Source organism: Patescibacteria group bacterium (assembly GCA_041661505.1).
Taxonomy (GTDB): domain Bacteria; phylum Patescibacteriota; class Patescibacteriia; order Patescibacteriales; family JBAZCA01; genus JBAZCA01.
Window position 1 is genome coordinate 50,513 of record JBAZUF010000004.1, and the last position, 21,035, is coordinate 71,547.

The following is a 21,035-nucleotide window of genomic DNA, read 5'->3' on the forward strand; positions in this document are numbered from 1 at the left end:
TTTTTGACGCAATTTGTTGACGTAATTTGGGCAGTCTTTAAGCCTGTCCCCGGATTTCCGTAATTACTACATCTCGCTTCGGTATTTTAAGGAATTCGACAAAGTGAGCTCATCGGCGTATTCGATATCGGCGCCCATAGGCAGGCCCCGGGCCAGGCGCGTTACTTTGATGCCGGGAAAAGCGGACTTAATGAGCTTGGTCAGATACATAGCGGTCGTTTCGCCGTCCAAGTTCGGGTTTAAGCCCAAGATCACTTCTTTGATTTTTTTCCCGCGCAGTTTTTCAATCAGCGCCTTGATGTGCAAATCTTCCGGCCGGATCCCTTCAATAGCATTTAGTTCGCCGTTTAGGATATGGTAATAGCCGTTATAATTCCGGGTGGAGTCGATGGCCGCCATGTCGCGGTTGTCGGCCACGACGCATAAAAGCGATGAATCGCGGCGAGGGTCGGAGCAAACCGGGCAGGAATTTTTTTCCACCAAAGCCAGGCAGTTTTTACAGATGGAAATTTCTGATTTTAAAAGCGCCAGGGCTTTGCCGAAGTCGCGCAATTCTTCCGGGGATTTTTTCAATAAATAAAAAACATACCGTTCCGCGGTCTTCGGCCCGACGGACGGCAATGTTGAAAAAAGCTTGATCAGGTTTTCGATGCTTTTTGGATATTTCATCGGCTTTGGCTGGATGGGTTTATTTTTGGCGCCTGGCTTTAGAATCCCGGCAGTCCGCCCATCTCCTGCATTTTTTTAGCCATGATCTTTTGGGTTTTTTTAATCGTATCGTTTATCAGGTCTTTTAATATCCCTTCCTGGCTTTCTTTGGCGATGCCGTCGTTAATGCTGACGGATTGGACTTCCAAATTGCCGTTCATAACGATTTTTATTCCGCCCTTCTCCGATTCAATCGTTTCCTGGGACAGGACGTTTTGGATGGATTTGGCCTGGCTTCTTAAGTCTTTGATTTGTCTTAGTTTGTTGAACATGGTGCTTATATATTAGTAATGATAAATTAAAACTGGGGAACTCCGGTGTTAACTTTTGCGTCTAAATTTTTAAAGCTGGTAGTTTGCTCGTCAAAATACATGTCAACGCGTCCGGTCGGGCCGTTTCTATGCTTGGCGATATGGAGTTCGGCCCGGTAGCGGTCGTCGTCGTTTAAATCTTCCATTCGGTAATTCCGGTCGGCGGCTTTGCGGTAGATAAACATTACGATATCGGCGTCCTGCTCAATCGAGCCGGATTCGCGAAGGTGCGACAATTTAGGGATGGCCGGCTTTGACTGTTCGACGACGCGCGACAGCTGGGAAAGGGCGATCACCGGTATGTTCAATTCGCGGGCAATGCCTTTCAAGCCCCGGGTAATTTCTGAAATTTCCTGGACGCGGTTGTCGCCGTATTTTCCCCGGCCCTCCATCAGCTGCAAGTAATCAATTATTAGAAGATCCAGTCCTTTTTCAATCTGCAGGCGCCGGGCCTTGGTTCTTATTTCCATGATTGAACAGCTGGGGGAATCGTCTATGAAAATCGGCGCTTCGGATAATTGGCCCATAGCGTCGCCAATCCGCATAAAATCGTTGTCTTCTTCCTTGTCCGATAATTTTCCGGTTCGCATTTTCCAGAGGCTGACGCCGGCTTGGGCGCAAAGCATCCGGTCGACTAACTGCTCTTTAGACATTTCCAGAGAAAACAAGCCGACTGACGCTTTCACTTTTACCGCCGTCTGGCGGGCGATATCAAGCGCCAAGGATGTTTTTCCGACCGAAGGCCGGGCGGCGATGATTATCAAATCGGACTTTTGCAGGCCGGCCATCATTTCATCCAGCTCATAGTAGCCGGTCGCGAGTCCTCGCAATTTTCCCGACTGCTTATGCAATTCGTCAATCCGGTCAAAAGCTTCGGTCAAAAGGGAATCGATGGGGATAAAAATATTTTTTACGAATTTTTGGGAAACCGAGAAAATTTTCTGCTCGGCTTCGTCCAGGAGTTTTTCTAAATCCTCCTCTTCATTATAGCCCATCTCGCCGATTTGGGCGGCGGTTTCGATTAAGCGCCGGAGCGTAGCTTTGCGATGGACGATTTGGGCGTAATGGACGATGTGCGATGAGGTGGCGACAATAGTCGACAAGTGGGCAAGATAAGTCCGGCCGCCGATTTGCGCCAGCGCGCCTTTTTCTTCCAGGCGGTTGGTTAAGCTTAAGATATCAATCGGTTCGCGCCGGCTAAACAATTCTTTCATCGAGCTGTAGATCAGTTCGTGGCTTTCCTTATAGAAATCCTTATCAAAGACGATGTCGGCCACCTTAATAATCGCGTCTTTATCAATCAAAAGACAGCCTAAAAGCGATTCTTCGGCTTCCAAATTTTGCGGTGGCATTTTTTCGGCGACTTGGGGCACGGTCATAAGCTGGGGATTAATGAATTTTTAAAGCGTGATTGATAAGTTCATACTACACTGTTTCTTCGGCTTTGAAAAGCTCAAGTTTTCCACGAGTTTTTCACTAGTTATGCACAGGGAAAGGGCGGGCTAAAAGAGCCGAATTTTAAAGCTAGACCGAACAATTGGCTGTGGAGGCGCGTATTGCAAAATTTGCGGCAATTTGTTATTATACTAAATAATCTCTGCGCTAAGCAGAATTGTTTTTAGTTTTGCGCCGTTAGCCATAAGTTGGCAGACGGTTAGCAATGCAACATGCGCCGTTAGCTCAGTTGGTAGAGCAACTGCCTTTTAAGCAGAAGGTCACTGGTTCGAGTCCTGTACGGCGTACAATTATCTATTTTCTATCAATTTGCCGAAATAGCTCAATGGTAGAGCAACCGCCTTGTAAGCGGTAGGTTGTCGGTTCGAGTCCGACTTTCGGCTCCAAAAAATAAGTCTGTACTTTTACAACATTCCCATGCTCTTGGCTATGTCAGGCTGGTTAATCAGTCTGTCGAAATAAATTTGCGTTCCGTGGTTGGCCGGATCCAGAGCTATTCACTTCTTGACCTAGGAGGAAGCCATGTCCGTTGATTGGAGATTGCTGGGTATGTTGGCTCTTTTGTTTGCCGGTGTCGTTATATTTCTTTTCTTCATCCGCCGGTACCGCATAATCGCGAAGGAAAATAAGAGGCGTGAGAAAGCGTGGGCGGATGATCACGAAATCCGTGCGATTGACTGGGACGCCAAAGGAATTTTGGTCATAACCTTGGCTAGCGGAAAGACCGTCCCGGTCAGCTACTTTCAGAGCTGGGCCCCGCTGGACTACGGAAAAAGGTGCCTCGACAAAGAGAAGTATGTAAGTTTGGAAGTGGCTGAAGGCGGCGCTTCGAGGCGGGTACGCTATAGCATATCTAAAAGCGCTATGTATAGCCTGGAAAAGTCCCTTCCAATGAAAGAGTTTGGTTCTCGCGCGAAAACTTGACTCTGAAAAGGCTTGATCAGCTAATTATTAAGATCAAGAGTGCGGGCGATTTAAATGCTCTTTGACAACACAGGGGCCGGCAGTACAATGCGGCCCTTTTTTCTGGAGTTTTTTAAAATGTAAATTAATTTGGTTTGTCTGCGCGAAACATGGCAAAAAAATTTAAAATCTACACCCTCGGCTGTAAAGTTAACCAGTATGATTCTGGCGTCCTGGCCGGAAAATTAAAGGCGGCGGGCTTTCTATTGGTAAAAAATAACGCGAGCCTAGCAATCGTAAATACCTGTGCGGTTACGCAAACGGCGATACGGAAGGGCAGAAAGATGGTTGTTAAAGCCAGGAAAGAGAACCCTAAGGCGCGGATTATTATTACCGGCTGCTGGCCAAAAGTTTATAAGGAGGCGGGTTATGGAAACGAGAAAAGCGTGGTAGTCGTAAGAAACGAAAAAGAACTGGAGAAAATAAGCGGATTTAGCGGCAGAGATATGGGAAGCAGAAACAAGGCGGATGGCGGTGGCCCGGTTAAGGATGACGAAGTAATGCCGTGCACGAAGGTTATAAGCGCTAACGATCGGGCGAGATACTCGATTAAAATTCAGGACGGCTGCGAGCAATTTTGCTCCTATTGCATAATTCCTTATGCCCGGGGAAAAATGAAAAGCCGGTTAATGGATGAAGTTCTAGAGGAAATTAAAACAGCAGTGGAGAAGGGCTATCGTGAAGTGGTATTATGCGGAATCCATCTCGGGCTTTATGGAAAAGATTTTAAAAATAAAAAATTGGGAACAGGAGGCAGGACGAGAAACGTGAATCTGGCGGGATTACTGAAAAAGGCGGCAGAGATAAAAAACTTGGGTAGAGTGAGGCTAAGTTCAATTGAGATTACGGAAGTGAGCGATGAGCTTATAAAGCTAATGGCCGATTACACCAGGCAGGCTGACGCGAAAAAGAGCGGGGCAAAAATTTGCCGGCATTTGCACATACCTTTGCAATCCGGCTCGGATAAAATTTTAAAGTTAATGAACCGGCCTTATGCCGCGGCTTATTTCAGGAAGCGAGCGAGAGCCATAAGGAAAAAATTACCGGATATAGCGCTGACAACGGATGTGATTACCGGCTTTCCGGGAGAAACCGAAAAAGATTTTAAAGAGACATATAATTTTATTCGGGAGATGAAATTCAGCCGATTGCATGTTTTTCCTTTTTCGGCCCACGAAAAAACCCCGGCCGCGAGACTGCCTTTCCGCGTGCCTGAAGAAATAAAAAGCGAGCGGGCCGCCAAATTAAAATCTCTGGGCGAAAAAATGGCTCTGGATTATAAAAATAAGTTTAGGGGGCGAAGCCTTTTTGTCGTTATTGAAAATAAGCGGAAAGGGGAGTGGCTCTTAGGAAAAACTGAATACTATTTTGACGTTGTATTCACGGAGAAAAATATACCGGACGCGGTGAAAATTGACTCTAAGAGGCTTGCCGGAAAAATCGCAAAGGTTAAGTATTGGAAATAAAAATGGGCTTATGGTAAAATATAGCTACATAAGCGATTTTAGGATACCTAGCCAGATATGCCCAATTTTGGACGCCAAATTAGCCATTTTTTGAAATACAATAATGCCGCTATCGTTATTATCGCGGTGATTTTACTTTTTGGCGGAGCGGTTTTCGCTAGCGAGCCCGGAAGAGACGCTGTTGGAAAGAAACAGACGGCAATCCAGGGCGTCGACAATAAGCTTTTGCTTGCTGCCGATCTGGACAAGCATAAGTTTGATTTTAAAATCGAAAAAATCGAGGGCGACGAAAAATATTACTACGTTAATTTTACTTTTCTGGATATCGCGGTCGTAAACAGCGCCTGGCAATACCAGATGCGGGAAGGGGCGATAAAAGTCTCCAAAAATATTCCTGAAGATCTTGGAAATTATTTAAGCGGGGAATTGAAAGATATCCAGGAAAAAAGGCTAAAGGAATTAAAAGAAGCTAAAGATGAGGCGATAAAAAAAGGAGAGGAAAAGCGGATCCAGGTAACCGAATATACCGGCTTAATCGGGAAGACTTTGAACCTGGCCGGCAATATCTTGCCAAATTACGAACCGGTAAAAAAAGTAGAATTACCGACTCCGGCCACTGACCCGGCGTTGACAGCGCAAATTGAACGAAATATAGACGGCGGTTCCGGTTCTGATAATTTAACGCAAGTATATTTAAATTACGTAGCCGAGCATAACGGCGGCCAGGCAAATCCTCCGGCGGAAAGCGGCAATACTTCCGGGCCGGCTGATTCGGTAAATCCTCCGGCCGCTGGCGATAATGCCGGAAGCGACGGCGCTAATGCTGGGGGCGGTTCGAGCGGATCAGCGGGAATCGGCGCGGATACTCCCGGCGCGGGCGCGGGCGGTAATACCGGCGGCAGTACCGATTCCCAGACGCAAGAAGTCCAGGTAATTAATTTGCCGCAGAATAATACAGAGTAAATATGCCAGACAATTTTTCACAAACCGTCGATTTAAGGGAAGAGGCGGAAAGGAAGAAAAAAAATTCCAAGCCCAAGGAGTCTGATTTTGAAAAAGTTTACGGGCGGGAAGGGGAGGCAAGAAAAAAAGAACTGCAAAAGATTTCCGTTCCCCGGGCGCCAAAGGAAGCCAATCCGGCTTTTAGATATATTTTGATTGTTTTTGCCGTAATCCTGGTTGGAGCCGGAATATGGTTTTTATTTTTCCGCGGTTCAAATACGGCCTCAAAGCCTGAAGCAAATTTACCGAAGGGGAGCAACTGGAACGCGGTAAAGCTGGTGGACGGCGAAATTTTCTACGGCCAAATAAAAGATACCAAATCCGATCCGGTAGTAATCGAAAACGTATATTATAACTACGAGCAAGCCCAGGACGTTAAAAAGGAAGTGGATGAAACCGCCAACCTGAAGCTGGTTAAGCGCGGAAAAGAAACCCACGGCCCGACCGGCAGCCTAAACGTCGTCCGTTCGCAGATTATTTATATGGAGCCTTTGGCTGAAGATTCGAAAGTCTTGCAGGCGATTTTGGAATACGAGAAGTAGGATTTGTCTCGCCTCGTAATGGTAAGGATTATGGGGGATATCCCTCATTTTTAATATGAAGACGATAAAAATTAAAGGAAAAGTTGTTAAGGGGAAAGGCAAAGGGAAGGCCTTTGGCTTCCCGACCGCTAATATCGCCCTGCCGGAACTGGAAGAAAAAATAGGGAGCGGCGTCTATTATGGCCGGGTGGCAATCGGTTCGAAGGAATATAAGGCGGCGATATTTATACCGAAAGCGAAAGACCTGCTGGAAGCCAATATTTTCGATTTTGACGGCGATATCTATGGCTCCGAGATTGAGGTAATTTTGGGTAAAAAACTAAGGGAAGCCATAGATTTTAATAGCGAGAAAGATTTAATCGACCAGGTAAAAAAAGACCTTGGGGCGATAAAAATGGATTAATTTAAGCTTAATGCTTCAGGCTTAATATAGGACGTCTATGACTTATAAAATACACACTTTAGCCAACGGACTAAGGGTAATTACTTCGCCGGTCAAAGGGACCCAGACGGCGACGGTTTTAATTATGGTCGCTACCGGCTCGAAATTCGAAAACCGGGAAAATAGCGGAATTTCCCATTTTCTTGAGCACATGTTTTTCAAAGGGACGAAAAAGCGGCCGCGGGCTATTGATATTGCCAATGCCTTTGATTCGCTCGGGAGCGAAAATAACGCTTTTACCACTAAAGAATATACCGGCTATTGGGTTAAGGTGAATATCCAAAAATTGGACGCGGCGGTAGAAATATTAAGCGACCTGATCAAGAATTCAAAATACGAAGCCCAGGAAATTGAAAGGGAAAAAGGCGTGATTATCGAAGAGCTTAACATGTACGTTGACAATCCGATCATGCATATTGACGATGTCTTTGAAGAGGGATTGTACGGCGACACGCCGGCCGGCTGGCAAATTATCGGGACTAAAAAAACCATTGCCGGGCTTAGGCGGGAAGATTTTTTGAAATATGTTTCCTCGCAGTACGGCGCGGAAAACATGATCGTCAGCGTAGCGGGAAATATTAATGAGAAGGAAATTATTAAACTCGCGGAAAAGCATTTTTCCGGAATCGGCAAAGCCCGACCTGAAGATAAAGCGGCAGTGGTTGAGGCGCAGGCCGCTCCGCAGGCAAAAATCAGTTTTAAAAAAACCGACCAGGCGCATCTTATGCTCGGCGTCCGCGCTTTTCCGTACGGTGAAAGAAACGAATTCGCCCTGCGGGTGCTCGCGATAATTTTGGGCGGATCAATGGGATCGCGGCTTTTTACCGAGTTAAGGGAAAAGCGCGGGCTGGCTTACTACGTCCGGGCCCAGAGCGAATTTTATACTGACAGCGGATATTTCGCGGCAAGCGCCGGAGTCCAGGTGGAAAAAATTGAAGAGTCAATTGAGATAATTTTGCGGGAGTTCAAAAAACTGGCGCGCGAGCTGGTCGGCCCCGTAGAATTAAAAAGGATAAAGGACCTGATCCGGGGGCGGATGTCTTTGCAATTCGAATCCTCGGACAGTATCGCGAGCTGGTACGGCCGGCAGGCGATTATGGCTTTAGAAAAAGCCAAGCTGGAAAAAACCGCGCCGGACTTAAAAAAGGAAATCCTGATTCCCGAAGACTTCTTTAAAAAAATCGACCAGGTCAGCCCGAAAGATATCCGCGAACTGGCCGGAAGAATTTTTGATAATTCAAGGCTAAATTTAGCCATAATCGGGCCTTATAAAACGCAAGAAAAAATGTTCGCGAAGCTACTTAGATTTTAGGATTTGCGCAGTCGTCTTGTTACCGATTTCCTTTTGCTCTATTATGAGTCTTGCATAACATCTGACAATTTTTGGCCGACGTCGCTCCACCCTTACTCCACGCCGCTACATGATCGGCATCCATTTCAGCAAAACTCCAAATCTTATTCTTACCGGCATCATGTCCAAGAGCGCAATGCTGGCAGTTTGATTCGCCTTTTTTCTCTGCCTTGGCGGTTTGCGCAGTATAAACCGCCTTTTTGGTCGCATCGTCAAAAACTCTAACGTCAAGCAATTTCGCGTCAACAGAGCCTCCTAAAATATATTCAAAAATTCCTTTGCGGTTTTTTATATACGGGTCGCCATAAAGTTCACGTACTTCTTCCGAAACCTTTTTCGGATTGTATGATTTTTTATGGTATGCCTCATACAGCCGTCCCCACTCCAGTCCGCGCATCTCGCTTTCCACATCAATAAATACGCCGGAAACCCAATCAATCACACTGCAAAAATACCTTTTCAGCTCGGTAATATTTTTATCAAAACGATGACTGCTCATATAGTCTCCGATATTGCCTTTGCTTACCCAATCCAGCGCGCGTTCCAAAAAATCCTGCCTGTTAGCGCTGCCCGATACATACGCGCTCCATTTTTGGATATTTGAGTTTTGGCTGTTGCTAAACTCCTCTTTGCCTAGTGTTACAAATGGTCCAGAATACACCGCGTTAAGCAGTTCCTGATTATTTAATGGCACTCCCGCGATATTGATCGTTCTAAACCATTCTTTTATCTCGCTTTCGGTGCCTTCGCATTCATAAATGAGCAGTCTAGTTTCCCAAATTTTGGCTTTCTTGTCTTTTGCCATGCCGCTAAAATACTGCTCCATGCCGTTTTCGTCTTTGATAGCGAATTTGTCAGTTACAAAACGCCCAACGCTGGTGATGCGCTGCTGCCCGTCCAAAACTTCCAGGTTGTTTAGAGAAACTTTATTAAAATAAATCAGGCCGATTGGGTAGCTTTTAAGCAGAGATTCAATAACGGCAACCTCTCTTTTGCCGCCGTCGGAGGCATAGATATAGTTGCGCTGATACTCCGGCTGAATAGTAAGCTTGCCGGACAAACCAAATAACCCTTTGCCCTCAAGTTCGTTATAGACAAATCCGTTGCAAATATCTTTGACGGTAATGTTGGTTTTTAAAGTTGTTTTCATAATATTGAAATTTTTATTAACTCTTTATCACAAAACCCCCATTTTTTGTTCTAATCTCACATCCTCGTCTTGTTGCTCAAGCCACAGATCGTAATCTGACTTCTTTTCACCCTTTTTCTCAGCAAGGATGTCAAGAGCCGGTTGACCTGTTTCAGCATCCACGAACTTTGTGCCTGTAGTTTTTTCAAAGAATTTTATAAATGCTTCAGCATCAATAATTGGTTTTTGCATAGGGGTTTTTATACTATTTTTTGCTTTCCAGCCTTTTTTGATTATATTTTTCCAATTCTTTTCTTACCTTTTTTTCCATTTCCAAATGTGAAACATTGCCGGAACTTTGCAATATTTTTTTATCGTTCAAAACCAAGAAACTATCCAGTTTGCCAATCCAATCTTTCATATACATCAATCTTTGTTCCACGCTTTGAAGCTCGGCAAAAGACAAAAATTGTTCCACCAACAAATTTAACCTTTTTAGTTCCAATTCCTCTAAATAATTTTTAGCGATTTGCGCTTGCTCTCTATTAATGATTTTTCCTTTCCAGTTGGTAAGCCCCAGATTTTCTTTTTTATTATCAATCCGGCTGCTGACAATTTCCGCCGCCGTAAGTCCGGTAATGGCATAATGGAATTTATTTTGCACAGTGGCATAAAATAATTTCGCGTAATTAGTTTTGGGATTATAATCGGCGCTGGTAGCAAAAACGTCCCGGACTTTTTGATAAAAATTTGCCTCGGAAGTCCTGATCCTCCTGATCCGTTCTTCCCACTCTTCAAAATAGGTTTTCTTCACCCGGCCTTCCGCCAAGCGTTCATCATCCATCACAAAACCTTTGACTATGTATTCTTTCAATTTTTGAGTAGCCCATATACGAAATTGGGTGCCGCGCAAAGAATTTATTCGATATCCTACGGAAATTATGGCATCAAGGTTATAATGTTTTGTGACATAATTCTTGCCATCAGAAGCAGTTACCGAGTATTCCTCGGTAACTGAATTTTCTCTTAGTTCAGCCTCTTTAAAGACATTTTTTAGGTGTAAACTGATGTTATCTGTTGAACAATCAAAAAGCTCCGCCATCTGCTTTTGCGAAAGCCAAACTGTCTCATTTCTCATCACCACCTCGACTTTCGTTTCGCCGTCTTCGGCGTTATAGATAATGATCTGGTTATTTTTATCTTGATCGCTCATAGGCCGCATTACTTAACATCAGGCAAATCTCTTAGTTTTGTCCCTTTGTATTTAAAATAATCTGCGCCGGCATAAGCTCCGCTTGCGTTTAATTCTTTTCGTTGCTCATAAAGCTTATAGGCAAGCGGCGACAATTTCCAGACCTGGCCTTCATATTCTACTTCGCGCTCACCAACAACTTTTGCCGATATATTTTCATCGTCTTTAAAAACAACTATTTCTCCATTTTTTATTCCTTTTCTGTAAAAAGTGAACAGCCTGCTCTCTTCTCTTACTTTTGACACCTCGTCAAACTCTTTTTCTTGGTCAACATTTTCAGGATAAATAATTTTACCCTTAAAAGAAAGCAATAATTGTCGGATCAATTCCTGGTCAAGCGCGAATAATTCACTCTCGCCGACCCGGTGCTTATTAAAAATATCATGCAGTAGCGACTCTTTATCAGCGTAATCCTCAAGCTCCATCGCAAAAAATCTTTTTAATCCGGCGACATTATAATAACCGTTGGCTTCAAGATTCCGCATCCGTTCCTGATAATTAGCAGTGCCGGTTTTTCCGATTTTTATTAAACCGGAAACCGCGGTTGTCATTATGTAAATTGCTCCTTTCATGTTGTTTATTTTAAAATACTATTTATCAAGTATCTGTTTAATTAAGTTAGTAGTCGTAGTCCAAAATAATTTTGCATCACCAATTACTATACTTTCGCCCATTCTCAATTCCTTTTCTGGATGTATATAATTTCTATAGTCTCTAATAAGGCGGCTAAAATCTGCTGAAGGCTTTGTAATAACTTTTATCTCACTCAAAACATCAATATAATCCTTAAGCATCCATTCTCCTAGCTGTTTTGGCCTATTCGTTTTATAGTCTTTAGGGGTTGACTTTTGTTTAAAAAGAACAGATTTATCATCAAACTTATTAATTTTTGCTATCAACACTGATTCTATCAAGCCACCCATCATGACAGTTGATGCGAGAGGAGCCTCGCATTTTAAACAATTTTCTATCTCTGCCCATCTTTTCTGTATTATACTAATCATCGCTTTATCAGAAATTAAAATTGAAAAATCAGGCATAACACTTGAATCATTATAAACAATTTCGCCAGATATAATTTTTTTAATGATTATTGACCTCAGTTTAATCAAATCATTTTTTAATTTGTTGATAATATTTTTATAAATAGCTCTCTTTGTCCTCTTATCCGAAAAATCTAATAGTCTACAATAAGAATCATGAATTTTAGAGATATCAGTAGAATCGTTAAAAAAAATAGAAAGTTTGGGCTGATAAAATTTAATCCAAGAATAAGAAGTAGCCTTGATTAAATCTTTTTCATCAATAGAATTGACTTGATCGATTTTCTTCTTATTTAAAATCTTTTTCAGACTTTCTAATTCAATAATAGCTTTATCTATAAATGAAATATTTTCGTGCATATTACTTTTTACTTTTTTTCTTGGTCACTTTTTTTTCTATACGGTTTCTCTTTTTCTTTTTAACTACTCTTCCGTCATTATTGTCAGGTAAAACCATTGCCACTAAATTTTCTCCAACCGTATTTAATTTATATTTTCCAGAATCAACCCTATCAAGATAACCTGATTTATTATAAACGTTGTTCAATGTTGCCGCAGGCTTCTGAAATCGGCTCCTATCAGACAAACGAGCAGCTTCATTTAAATCTTCACTAATAATAAACTCTTTTTTTTGGTCTTCTGGGGCTTCAAATTTAAAATAATAAGCCACCACTGCCACAAATTGAGCGTCACTGCTTGGATTTTTTTCATTAACAAATCTTTTAATATCAACTCCTCTGCTTTTGGTGATAGATTGATCGGGCTGAATTTGACTAGTAGTTTCAGATACACCAAGAGAATAACCTACATCTTTAATACTTGGAGCATTTTTCATGCCCATTCTTTCACAAGCCCATTTAATGATTCTCATTCTTTCTTCATCGTTAAATTTTTCTAAAGACTCAACTAAGATTTTTACTGCGTCGAGGTCTTCAAATGATTTTTTTTGCTCAGACATACATTTTTTAAATTAAATTATAAACTTATTTCCCAACTTTCTTATGCCCAATAAAAATTCTCTTGTACGCCCTTTCGCTATTTATCAACGGCTGCGATACTTTGCTTTTTTCGTCCCATAATCCATTTGAAAAACCTCTACCTTCACTTTCAGTGGCTCCTAAAATCTCAAACTGCTCCGGATTGTATTTATCTAAGAAACTGATCGGCACGCCCATTACGCCGTCATAATCGCTAGGGATGGCATCGGTGAAGGGAACTTCTATGGCGTTGTAATTATCATATTTATCATACGCCTTTTTGCCTTTAATTTCTTTGTGCCTGCTGTATTTTAAATTTTCTTCCATGGTCATGAGCGGCAAAGCTCTGTGGCGGCGCCCGTGGTCAAGGCGGGTAAACCAGCAGGAATTCCCGAGTCTTGTATAGTTGCCAACATACCCTAGCCTAGCCGCTTTTAGCCTATCACTCTCCGCAATCTCAAAACCATTCGGCACGGCAAAGACCATATCACTCCCGTTGCCAGTCGCGCCAAGCCACATCTTGTTTTCCTTAATTTTTGGAAAAACTTCCTTATACGTTATAGCGTTCATGTTGCCGATAATCACGAACTTTTTATTGTACTCAAAAAGCTGTTTGACGTATTCGCGGAAAAGGCTGAACGGGGGATTGGTTACTACAATGTCGGATTGTTTTAGTAATTCTACGCACTCGGGACTTCTGAAATCGCCATCTTCATTAAGCGGAGTCCATTCGTTATGCTTATTTGCCTTTAACTGCTTGGCAACATCCTTTAGGTTGAATTCGCCATCGCCGTCTAAGTCATGCACTTCATTGATAATAAATTTGTTGGCGGTTATCTTGGGGCGGCCTTTTGATTTTGGGAGAGATTTATTATCGCCAAACAACTCTAGTTGCGTGTTGGCTACGGGCGAGGGCTTGTAGCTGGTAGTGATAAGCTGTTTTAATCCGAGTTTATTGAAATTGAGCACGAAATAGCGAAAAAAATTGCTCTCATACGGATCGTCGCAATTGCAATACACCGCCTTGCCGCGGAATGCATTGGGGTTAAATTCCAGATACGCTTCAATTTCTTTCTGAATATCGCCGTACTGGGTATAAAACTCGTCATTTTTTGCCCTTTTTGCGTTCGTAAGATTGCTGTTTGCCATATTGACTATACCCCTAAAATTAAATAAAATACGAGTATTAAGGCTTGGTTATATTATAGACCTGATTGGCTAAAGCTGGCAAATTTGGCGGACGAATGAAAGATGGATTGGCGGATTTTAAACTGGGAAAAACATGAACGCTTCGTTAACAAAACTAAACCCCGAACAGCTAAGAGCGGCAACCCATACCGAGGGGCCGCTTTTAATTGTGGCTGGCGCCGGAACCGGAAAAACAACCGTGCTTGTTAACCGGCTGGCTTTTTTAATTGAAAAGGGCCTCGCTAAGCAGGAAGAAATTTTACTTATCACTTTTACCCGCAAAGGGGCCGAAGAGATTGACGAACGGGCCGATAAACTTTTGCCTTACGGGTATGTTGACCGCTGGATTTCCACCTTTCATGATTTCTGCGCCCGGATTTTGCGCGAGCACGCTTTGGATATCGGTTTGCCGGGCGACTTTAAAGTTATAACGCAGACCGAAGCCTGGGTCATCGTAAAAAAACATTTGGACGAATTTAACCTGGATTATTACCGGCCTTTAGGCAATCCGACCAAATTCATCCACGAACTTTTAAAGCATTTTTCCCGCTTAAAAGACGAAGATATCGGGCCGAGCGAGTATCTTGAATACGCGAGCGGATTGGAGCAGGACTCTGACGCCATGATGTCGGGCGGGAAAGGCAGTAAGGTAAAATCTAAGGTGAAGGGCGCCAGGGCCGCAAAGGCGGAGAAAGCGCTAGGCAAAGCGCTAACTGAAACCGCGGACAACGATATGGACGGCATGGAAGCCTCGCGGATTATAGAGCTGGCCAATGCATATCACGCCTATAATAAACTACTACTGGACAATAGTTATCTGGATTTCGGCGATTTAATTTGCTATACGCTTAAACTGTTTCGCGAGCGGCCGAACATCCTAAAAATCTATCAGGAAAAATTTAAATACATCATGGTGGACGAATTCCAGGATACTAACTGGGCCCAATACGAAATGATTAAAATTTTGGTTGGCGAAAAGAAAAACTTGGTTGTTGTTGGTGACGACGATCAGGCAATCTATAAATTCCGCGGTGCGTCCTTATCCAATATCATGCAGTTTAAGGATGATTTTCCCAAGGCTAAAGAAGTGATTCTAAACCTGAATTACCGCTCGGGCCAGGCCATACTAGACAAGGCTTACGAATTTATCAAGCATAACGACCCAAACCGGCTGGAAGTAAAATTAAAAATAGGGAAGGACCTAAGAGCCCAGAAAAAGGAACCGGGCAATGTGGAGCACCTCTATTTCATGAATGACGAGGACGAAACCCGGGCGGTTATAGAAAAAATCCTTAGCTTAAAGCGCGAAGACAAAGAAGCGAGTTGGGCCGATTTCGCGATTTTAACCCGGGCAAACGACACAGCCAATAAATTTATTGCCGAGCTAAAAAGAAATGACATACCGGGAGATTTTCTTTCGCAAAAAGGGCTTTACTTTAAGCCGGCGATTTTGGACATCGTTTCCTATTTTCGCCTCTTGGACAATTATCATGAATCTTCGGCCTTATTCCGGGTTTTAAATATCCCGGCCTTCCGTTTAAGCCACGCTGACATTATAGCGGTTAATTTTTTTGTCCGGGCCAAGGGCTGGTCTATGTACGAGGGCATCGCCAATATCGCCGCTGTTCCTAAAGTCAGCCCGGAAGGAGTAGCGAATGCCGCCAAACTAACAGCCATGATCGCAAGGCATTCGGTCCTTGCCCGCCGGGAAAAGCCTTCGCGGATATTTTTACAATTCATTAACGAGTCCGGCCTGATCCGCGATTATGATTTTGACCGCGACAAAGAAATTTTTAACCAGATCAGCCAGTTTTACAAACGGATAATTTTTTACGAAGACAATGACCCGGATTTAAGGTTAAGGGATTTTATGGAACTCCTAAACCTGGAAATGGAGTCGGGCGAGTCTGGATCCTTAAACGCTCAAGCCGACGACGCCGATACGGTAAAGGTTATGACCGTCCACGCCGCCAAGGGAAAGGAATATAAGTTCGTTTTTATTGTCAATGTCGCTGACAAAAAATTCCCGACTATCGGCCGGGGTGAAAAAATACCGGTGCCGGACGCTTTAGTCCGGGAAAAATTGCCGGAAACCGGGGACGAGCATTTAGAAGAAGAGCGCCGGCTTTTTTACGTTGCGATGACTCGGGCTAAGGAAAAACTCTTTTTTACGAGCGCTGAAGATTACGGCGGAGTAAGAAAGAAAAAGATTTCCCGGTTTTTATTTGAAGCCGGAGTGGCAAAGGAAGGGGCTAAGCCTATGTATGCCGAAATTCAGGTAAAGGGCGCTAAGAGTCCGGGCGATATGTTTTTACCCGAAAAAGAAAAAGCGCCAGCCTGCCAGGACAAATATTATCTGCCTTCAAAATTTTCTTTCTCCCAGGTAGAGACTTACAATAACTGCCCCTTGCAGTATAAATTTAATTACATCTTAAAAATCCCGACCCCGGGCAAAGCGGTTTTTGTTTACGGCCGGGTTATGCATAGCGTTTTAAGGGATTTTCTCTCGCCGTTAATGGAAGCCGGCGGCATCCAGCCGGGGTTATTCGGCGCCGCGAAAGGGAAAGGCGGGAAAGCCGCTTATCCGGACTTTAAAAAACTTTTAGACATATTCGCCGCCCGCTGGGAGGACGATGGTTATGATGATCAAAAGCAAAGGGAAGGCTATAAGAAAAAAGCTCGGAAGTCGCTTGAGATTTTTTACGCTGACTTAGAAGAAAACGGCTGGCCCGAACCCCTATACTTAGAAAAAAACTTTGCCATGCGGCTCGGAGAGTTTATGTTCCGCGGGGCGATTGACCGGGTAGACCGGCTTTCGGACGGGACGGCTATGATCATCGACTATAAAACCGGTCAGCCAAAAGACAAGTTAGCCTTTGAAGAGAAACGCCAGCTCATATTATACCAGCTGGCTTTAGAAGACTTATTTAAAATTAAAGTTTCCAAGCTCGCTTACTATTACCTGGACAGCGGGAAGAAAATCGCATTTAGCGCTACAGAAAAAGACGTTGAGAAATTTGAGGAACAGGCTTTGGCTTCAATAGAGCGGATCCGGAGCTGTGATTTTACGCCGACTCCTGGATTTGTCTGCGACTGGTGCGACTTTAACGGGATTTGCGAGTTCAGGAAAATCAATAACCGGTAGAGTGTTGAAATGCAAGGGAAAAACTGATAGCATATAATTATCAATTATTGAATACGAACCAACCACCGAAAACATGGGCTTAAAATCGTATCTATTTGTCATGACTCTCGCTACGGCCGTATGCTGGGCGGTTTTTTCGTATATAACCTGGACCGTCAATCCGGAAGTAACCAACGGGGTGGGCTTTTTCCTTTTTTATTTGTCTTTATTTTTATCCATCGTTGGAACAACGGCCATCTTCGGTTTTGTAATCCGGTTTATTGCTTTTCGGCGCGACTTTGCCCTGCGCGCGGTAATTGAAGCTTTCCGGCAGTCGTTTTTATTCGCCGGGCTGGCTATCGTAGTATTGATACTGCTTTCCAAAGATATGTTTAACTGGGTAAACCTCGCCTTTTTGGTAATCGGCTTAAGCGTCTTGGAATTTTTTCTAGTGAGTTATAATAAACATGACATAAGCGCCGTAAAAGAATATGGTGAACAGTAAAGCGGATAATGAAATTTTTATGTTTATCCAAAAGAAAGATGAATTCTAATATGAAAAAAGAACTGGAAAATTTAAAAAAAGAAATTTCGGAACAACTGGCCAAAGTTAAAAATCTGGATGCTTTTCGCGATTTAGAAATAAAATATCTTGGCCGCAAAGGCGAACTGGCCAAAGTTATGAAAGCGGTGGCGCAACTGGCGGACGCGGAAAAAAAGGAAATGGGCCGGCTCGCTAATGAATTGAAAAACGAAGTCTCGGGAAAGTTCCGGGAGATTAAAGAAGCGCTTGAACAAACCGGTAAAATTGAGAGCCAGATTGACGCAACTCTTCCCGGCGAAAAAATTATCTCCGGCCACCTACATCCGATAACTATCGTCCAGGAAGATTTAGAGGATTTTTTCCGCAGTCTGAATTTCAGGATTTTGGAAGGCCCGGAATTGGAGAGCGACTTTTTTAATTTTGAAGCTTTGAATATTCCCCCCCATCATCCGGCCCGCGACATGCAGGACACTTTTTACGTTGACGTAAAAAACAGCCAGGGAGAAAACGACCTGGTTTTACGGACGCATACTTCACCAGTCCAGGTGCGGTCCATGCTTAATTATGGGGCGCCGCTGCGCTGTATAATTCCGGGAAGATGCTTTCGTTCGGAAGCGACTGATGTCCGGCACGAGCACACTTTCTACCAGCTGGAAGGCTTGGTAATTGATAAAGGCATAAACATCCGGCATTTAAAGGGAGTTTTGGAAGCCATGGCCAAGCACCTTTACGGCCCGGAAACCGAAGTGCGCCTGCGGCCTAAATTTTATCCTTTCGTCGAGCCGGGTTTTAACGGGGAAGTAACTTGCTTTATCTGCCGCGGCCAGGGTTGCCGGCTATGTAAGCAAACCGGATGGCTGGAGATTTTCGGGGCCGGCATGGTTCATCCTAACGTCCTTCGGGCAGGGAAAATCGATCCGGAAAAATATACGGGATTCGCGTTCGGTTTCGGATTGAACAGGATTGTCATGCTTAAGTACGGCATAGAAGACATCCGGCTGTTTAACAGCGGAGATATAAGATTTTTGGAACAGTTTTAATTTAGACAGTCATTATTAATTGGCGCCCAATAAATTTTCAAATATGCATTTATCGCTAAACTGGTTAAAAGATTTTGTCGATTTGCCGAAAAAAATAGATCCCCGGGAGCTGGGGCGGCTTTTGACTTTGCATACGGTTGAGATAGAAAGCGCCGCCAGCCAGGCGGATAAGTTTGATAAAATCATTGTCGGAAAAATATTGGAAGTGAAAAAACATCCTAACGCCGACCGCTTGCAATTGGCTTTAGTGGATTCAGGGAAGGAAAAGCTGGAAATCGTTTGCGGGGCGCCGAATATCAAACCCGGCCAGATGGTTCCCTTGGCTTTAATCGGGGCGGTTATGCCTAATGGCCTGGAAATCAAGGAAGTGGATGTCCGCGGGATAAAATCCCAAGGCATGCTCTCGGCGCCGGACGAACTCGGTTTAGGAGAAGACCATTCCGGAATTTTGATTTTGGACAAAAAAGCCAAATTGGGCCAGTCCTTTTCCGATTACCTGGGGCTCTATGACGTCATTTTAGAAGTGGATAATAAATCCATTACCCACCGGCCGGACCTTTGGTCGCATTTGGGCATTGCCCGGGAAATTTCCGCTTTTTTAAACGTAAAGCTTACAAAGAAAGCTGATAAATTGGCAGGCGGCGGGACAAAGATCACGGCCGACAACAAATACGTTGACCTGAAGGTAAAAGTTTTAGACGAAAAATTATGCCCGCGGTATATGGCCGTAGCTTTGGACAGGATTAAGATCGCCCAGTCGCCAAAATGGATGGAAGACCGCCTCGTCGCCGCCGGCGTCCGACCGGTGAATAATATCGTTGATGTTACTAATTATGTCATGCTCGAAATCGGCCAGCCAATGCATGCTTTTGATTTGGTTAAAATCTGCCCGGGCGGAAAGGATGAAAAAATCGGCTGTGAAATAAAGGTGAGAAGAGCGGCCAAAGGAGAGGTTATGATGACTTTGGACGGGAAAGAAAGGGAATTGCATGAAAATATGCTCGTCATTGCCGATAAGGAAAAAGCGATTGCCGTTGCCGGCGTGATGGGCGGAGGCGCGTCCGAGATTTCATCCGACACGGATTCAATAGTCCTTGAGTCAGCCAGCTTTGATTATATATCCATAAGAAAAACTTCCCGCGATTTGGGGCTTCGCTCCGAATCGTCCATGCGTTTTGAAAAGTCTTTGGATCCGAATTTGGCCGAGGCGGCCTTATCCCGGGCGGTAGAGCTAATTAAAGAGATTTGTCCGGGCGCGAGAGTTGTCAGCCAGACAGCCGACGAAAAAAATTTCAAATTAAATACCAGCCCGCTAAAAATCAGTTTAAACTGGCTTAACGAAAAAGTCGGGCAGGTAATTGATTGGCGGGAAATAGAGAGGATCCTAAAGAGCCTGGGATTCGGGCTAGTGAAAAAAGGCGATGAACTTACTATCGCCATTCCTTCCTGGCGGGCGACCCGCGATATAAGCATTAAGGAAGATATTGTTGAAGAGGTGGCAAGGATTCATGGCTACGAAAAACTGGCTCCGGCTTTGCCCGAAATAAATCTCGCGCCCCAGCCAAAGGAGAAAAATCAGGAATTAAAAAGGAGGGCCAGAAAAATTTTATATTTAGGCGCCCGGCTAACCGAAATATATAACTATTCTTTCGTCGGTGAAGCCGAGCTCGCCAAATTGAATATAGAGCCGGCCGGCCATATTAAACTTTTGAACCCGATTGCTTCCAACCAGGCGCTTCTTCGCCAAAGTTTGACGCCCAATTTGATTGAAAATATAAGAAAAAACCAAAGCCGCTACCCGGAAATGGGAATTTTTGAGATCGGAAATATTTTTTCCAGCCTGCCGGGCGACCTAGCCTTGGACGATAAAGGCGAAGGACGCCTGCCGTTCCAGGAAGAATGCCTGGGAATCGTAGTGTACGGCACAGGGAGCGAAGAGCTTTTTTTGAAAATAAAAGGGATTATTACTTATCTTCTTTTTAATTTAGGATTGCCTGCTAAGTATGTCCCTTTGGAAGAAAAACCGGGCTGGATGGATAAAAACGCGGCGGCCGGAATAGAAATTGGAGAAGTATCAATCGGTTCGGCCGGGGTATTGGACGGCCGGATTGCCAAAGCCAGCGGGATAAAGCGGGAAGCGGCAATCGCGGAAATCAGCCTGAAGAAACTTGAAAATTTCTTCCCGCCAAGAACTAATTACCGGGAAATCGAAAAATATCCTTCGGTTATCCGCGACTTGTCTTTTGTCCTGCCGAAGAATATATTGTATAATAAAATAAAAGATGAGATAGAAAATTTTTCCGAGCTTATTAAGTCGGTTGAACTTTTCGATGTTTATGAGGGAGAAAAGTTCGGCGCCGGAAAAAAGAGCCTGGCTTTCCAGGTATACTATTCAGCCCAAAGGACTTTGACTTCGGAAGAAGTGGAGGAAGTGCAAAAGAAGCTGGTCAAGCATCTGGAAGATAAATTCGAGGCCAAGCTAAGGGACTTTTAGATAA

20 protein-coding genes and 2 tRNA genes are annotated in these 21,035 nt (G+C 43.9%); 12 read left to right on the forward strand and 10 right to left on the reverse strand.

Translation table 11 applies throughout. The features are described 5' to 3' along the window. Positions 1-66: 66 nt before the first annotated feature. From recR to dnaB, 3 genes are read right to left on the reverse strand one after another with little or no spacing between them, the layout of a single operon-like run. Positions 67-669 carry a recombination mediator RecR gene (gene recR, locus WC715_04500; GenBank protein MFA6171679.1) on the reverse strand — a complete coding sequence of 201 codons (603 nt, stop codon included), beginning with the start codon at positions 667-669 and terminating at the stop codon, positions 67-69. 38 nt (positions 670-707) lie between these two features. Beyond that, positions 708-980: a YbaB/EbfC family nucleoid-associated protein gene (locus WC715_04505; protein ID MFA6171680.1), complete on the reverse strand. Its 273-nt coding sequence runs from the start codon at positions 978-980 to the stop codon at positions 708-710. A 26-nt stretch (positions 981-1,006) separates the two neighbouring features. Beyond that, positions 1,007-2,398 carry a replicative DNA helicase gene (dnaB, locus tag WC715_04510; protein ID MFA6171681.1) on the reverse strand — a complete coding sequence of 464 codons (1,392 nt, stop codon included), beginning with the start codon at positions 2,396-2,398 and terminating at the stop codon, positions 1,007-1,009. A 290-nt stretch (positions 2,399-2,688) separates the two neighbouring features. Between dnaB and WC715_04515 the strand changes: the two genes are divergently transcribed. The 8 genes from WC715_04515 (at position 2,689) to WC715_04550 (ending at position 8,201) form a co-directional block, all read left to right on the forward strand. After that, a tRNA-Lys gene (locus WC715_04515) sits at positions 2,689-2,761 on the forward strand. A gap of 24 nt (positions 2,762-2,785) precedes the next feature. Beyond that, positions 2,786-2,860, forward strand: a tRNA-Thr gene (locus tag WC715_04520). A gap of 163 nt (positions 2,861-3,023) precedes the next feature. Further along, the gene (locus WC715_04525) at positions 3,024-3,398 is read left to right on the forward strand and encodes a hypothetical protein (protein MFA6171682.1); all 375 of its coding nucleotides are present in this window, start codon (positions 3,024-3,026) and stop codon (positions 3,396-3,398) included. A 149-nt stretch (positions 3,399-3,547) separates the two neighbouring features. Further along, on the forward strand, positions 3,548-4,903 hold the full coding sequence (gene mtaB / locus WC715_04530; GenBank protein ID MFA6171683.1) for a tRNA (N(6)-L-threonylcarbamoyladenosine(37)-C(2))-methylthiotransferase MtaB: 1,356 nt from the start codon (positions 3,548-3,550) through the stop codon (positions 4,901-4,903). A gap of 57 nt (positions 4,904-4,960) precedes the next feature. Continuing rightward, positions 4,961-5,866: a hypothetical protein gene (locus WC715_04535; protein MFA6171684.1), complete on the forward strand. Its 906-nt coding sequence runs from the start codon at positions 4,961-4,963 to the stop codon at positions 5,864-5,866. A gap of 2 nt (positions 5,867-5,868) precedes the next feature. Beyond that, positions 5,869-6,447, forward strand: a complete 579-nt coding sequence (locus WC715_04540) for a hypothetical protein (GenBank protein ID MFA6171685.1) — start codon at positions 5,869-5,871, stop codon at positions 6,445-6,447. Between the two features lie 55 nt (positions 6,448-6,502). Beyond that, the gene (locus WC715_04545; GenBank protein ID MFA6171686.1) at positions 6,503-6,850 is read left to right on the forward strand and encodes a riboflavin kinase; all 348 of its coding nucleotides are present in this window, start codon (positions 6,503-6,505) and stop codon (positions 6,848-6,850) included. A gap of 37 nt (positions 6,851-6,887) precedes the next feature. After that, positions 6,888-8,201: a pitrilysin family protein gene (locus WC715_04550; GenBank protein ID MFA6171687.1), complete on the forward strand. Its 1,314-nt coding sequence runs from the start codon at positions 6,888-6,890 to the stop codon at positions 8,199-8,201. A gap of 19 nt (positions 8,202-8,220) precedes the next feature. Here WC715_04550 and WC715_04555 read toward each other — a convergent pair whose 3' ends face one another. The 7 genes from WC715_04555 to WC715_04585 are packed head-to-tail and all read right to left on the reverse strand — an operon-like array spanning position 8,221 to position 13,790. After that, positions 8,221-9,390, reverse strand: coding sequence for a DUF262 domain-containing protein (locus WC715_04555; GenBank protein ID MFA6171688.1), 1,170 nt, complete (start codon positions 9,388-9,390; stop codon positions 8,221-8,223). A 27-nt stretch (positions 9,391-9,417) separates the two neighbouring features. Next, entirely contained in the window at positions 9,418-9,621 is a 204-nt protein-coding gene (locus WC715_04560; protein ID MFA6171689.1) for a hypothetical protein, read from the reverse strand. A gap of 13 nt (positions 9,622-9,634) precedes the next feature. Next, positions 9,635-10,582 carry a RhuM family protein gene (rhuM, locus tag WC715_04565; GenBank protein ID MFA6171690.1) on the reverse strand — a complete coding sequence of 316 codons (948 nt, stop codon included), beginning with the start codon at positions 10,580-10,582 and terminating at the stop codon, positions 9,635-9,637. Positions 10,583-10,590: 8 nt separating this feature from the next. After that, positions 10,591-11,193 (reverse strand): GIY-YIG nuclease family protein, encoded by a 603-nt coding sequence (locus WC715_04570; protein MFA6171691.1) that lies wholly within the window; start codon positions 11,191-11,193, stop codon positions 10,591-10,593. 18 nt (positions 11,194-11,211) lie between these two features. Further along, on the reverse strand, positions 11,212-12,024 hold the full coding sequence (locus WC715_04575) for a hypothetical protein (protein ID MFA6171692.1): 813 nt from the start codon (positions 12,022-12,024) through the stop codon (positions 11,212-11,214). Between the two features lies 1 nt (position 12,025). After that, positions 12,026-12,622, reverse strand: a complete 597-nt coding sequence (locus tag WC715_04580) for a hypothetical protein (protein MFA6171693.1) — start codon at positions 12,620-12,622, stop codon at positions 12,026-12,028. Positions 12,623-12,647: 25 nt separating this feature from the next. Further along, positions 12,648-13,790, reverse strand: coding sequence for an adenine-specific methyltransferase EcoRI family protein (locus WC715_04585; protein MFA6171694.1), 1,143 nt, complete (start codon positions 13,788-13,790; stop codon positions 12,648-12,650). A gap of 133 nt (positions 13,791-13,923) precedes the next feature. Here WC715_04585 and WC715_04590 point away from each other — a divergent pair, with 133 nt between their 5' ends. The 4 genes from WC715_04590 to pheT all read left to right on the forward strand — a co-directional run bounded on the left by WC715_04590 (position 13,924) and on the right by pheT (position 21,031). Beyond that, positions 13,924-16,974 carry an ATP-dependent DNA helicase gene (locus tag WC715_04590; protein MFA6171695.1) on the forward strand — a complete coding sequence of 1,017 codons (3,051 nt, stop codon included), beginning with the start codon at positions 13,924-13,926 and terminating at the stop codon, positions 16,972-16,974. Positions 16,975-17,047: 73 nt separating this feature from the next. Continuing rightward, complete coding sequence (locus WC715_04595; protein ID MFA6171696.1) at positions 17,048-17,458, forward strand: hypothetical protein; 411 nt, start codon at positions 17,048-17,050, stop codon at positions 17,456-17,458. A gap of 50 nt (positions 17,459-17,508) precedes the next feature. After that, positions 17,509-18,537, forward strand: coding sequence for a phenylalanine--tRNA ligase subunit alpha (pheS, locus tag WC715_04600; GenBank protein MFA6171697.1), 1,029 nt, complete (start codon positions 17,509-17,511; stop codon positions 18,535-18,537). Positions 18,538-18,580: 43 nt separating this feature from the next. Beyond that, positions 18,581-21,031 (forward strand): phenylalanine--tRNA ligase subunit beta, encoded by a 2,451-nt coding sequence (gene pheT / locus WC715_04605; protein ID MFA6171698.1) that lies wholly within the window; start codon positions 18,581-18,583, stop codon positions 21,029-21,031. The last annotated feature ends 4 nt before the right edge of the window (positions 21,032-21,035 follow it).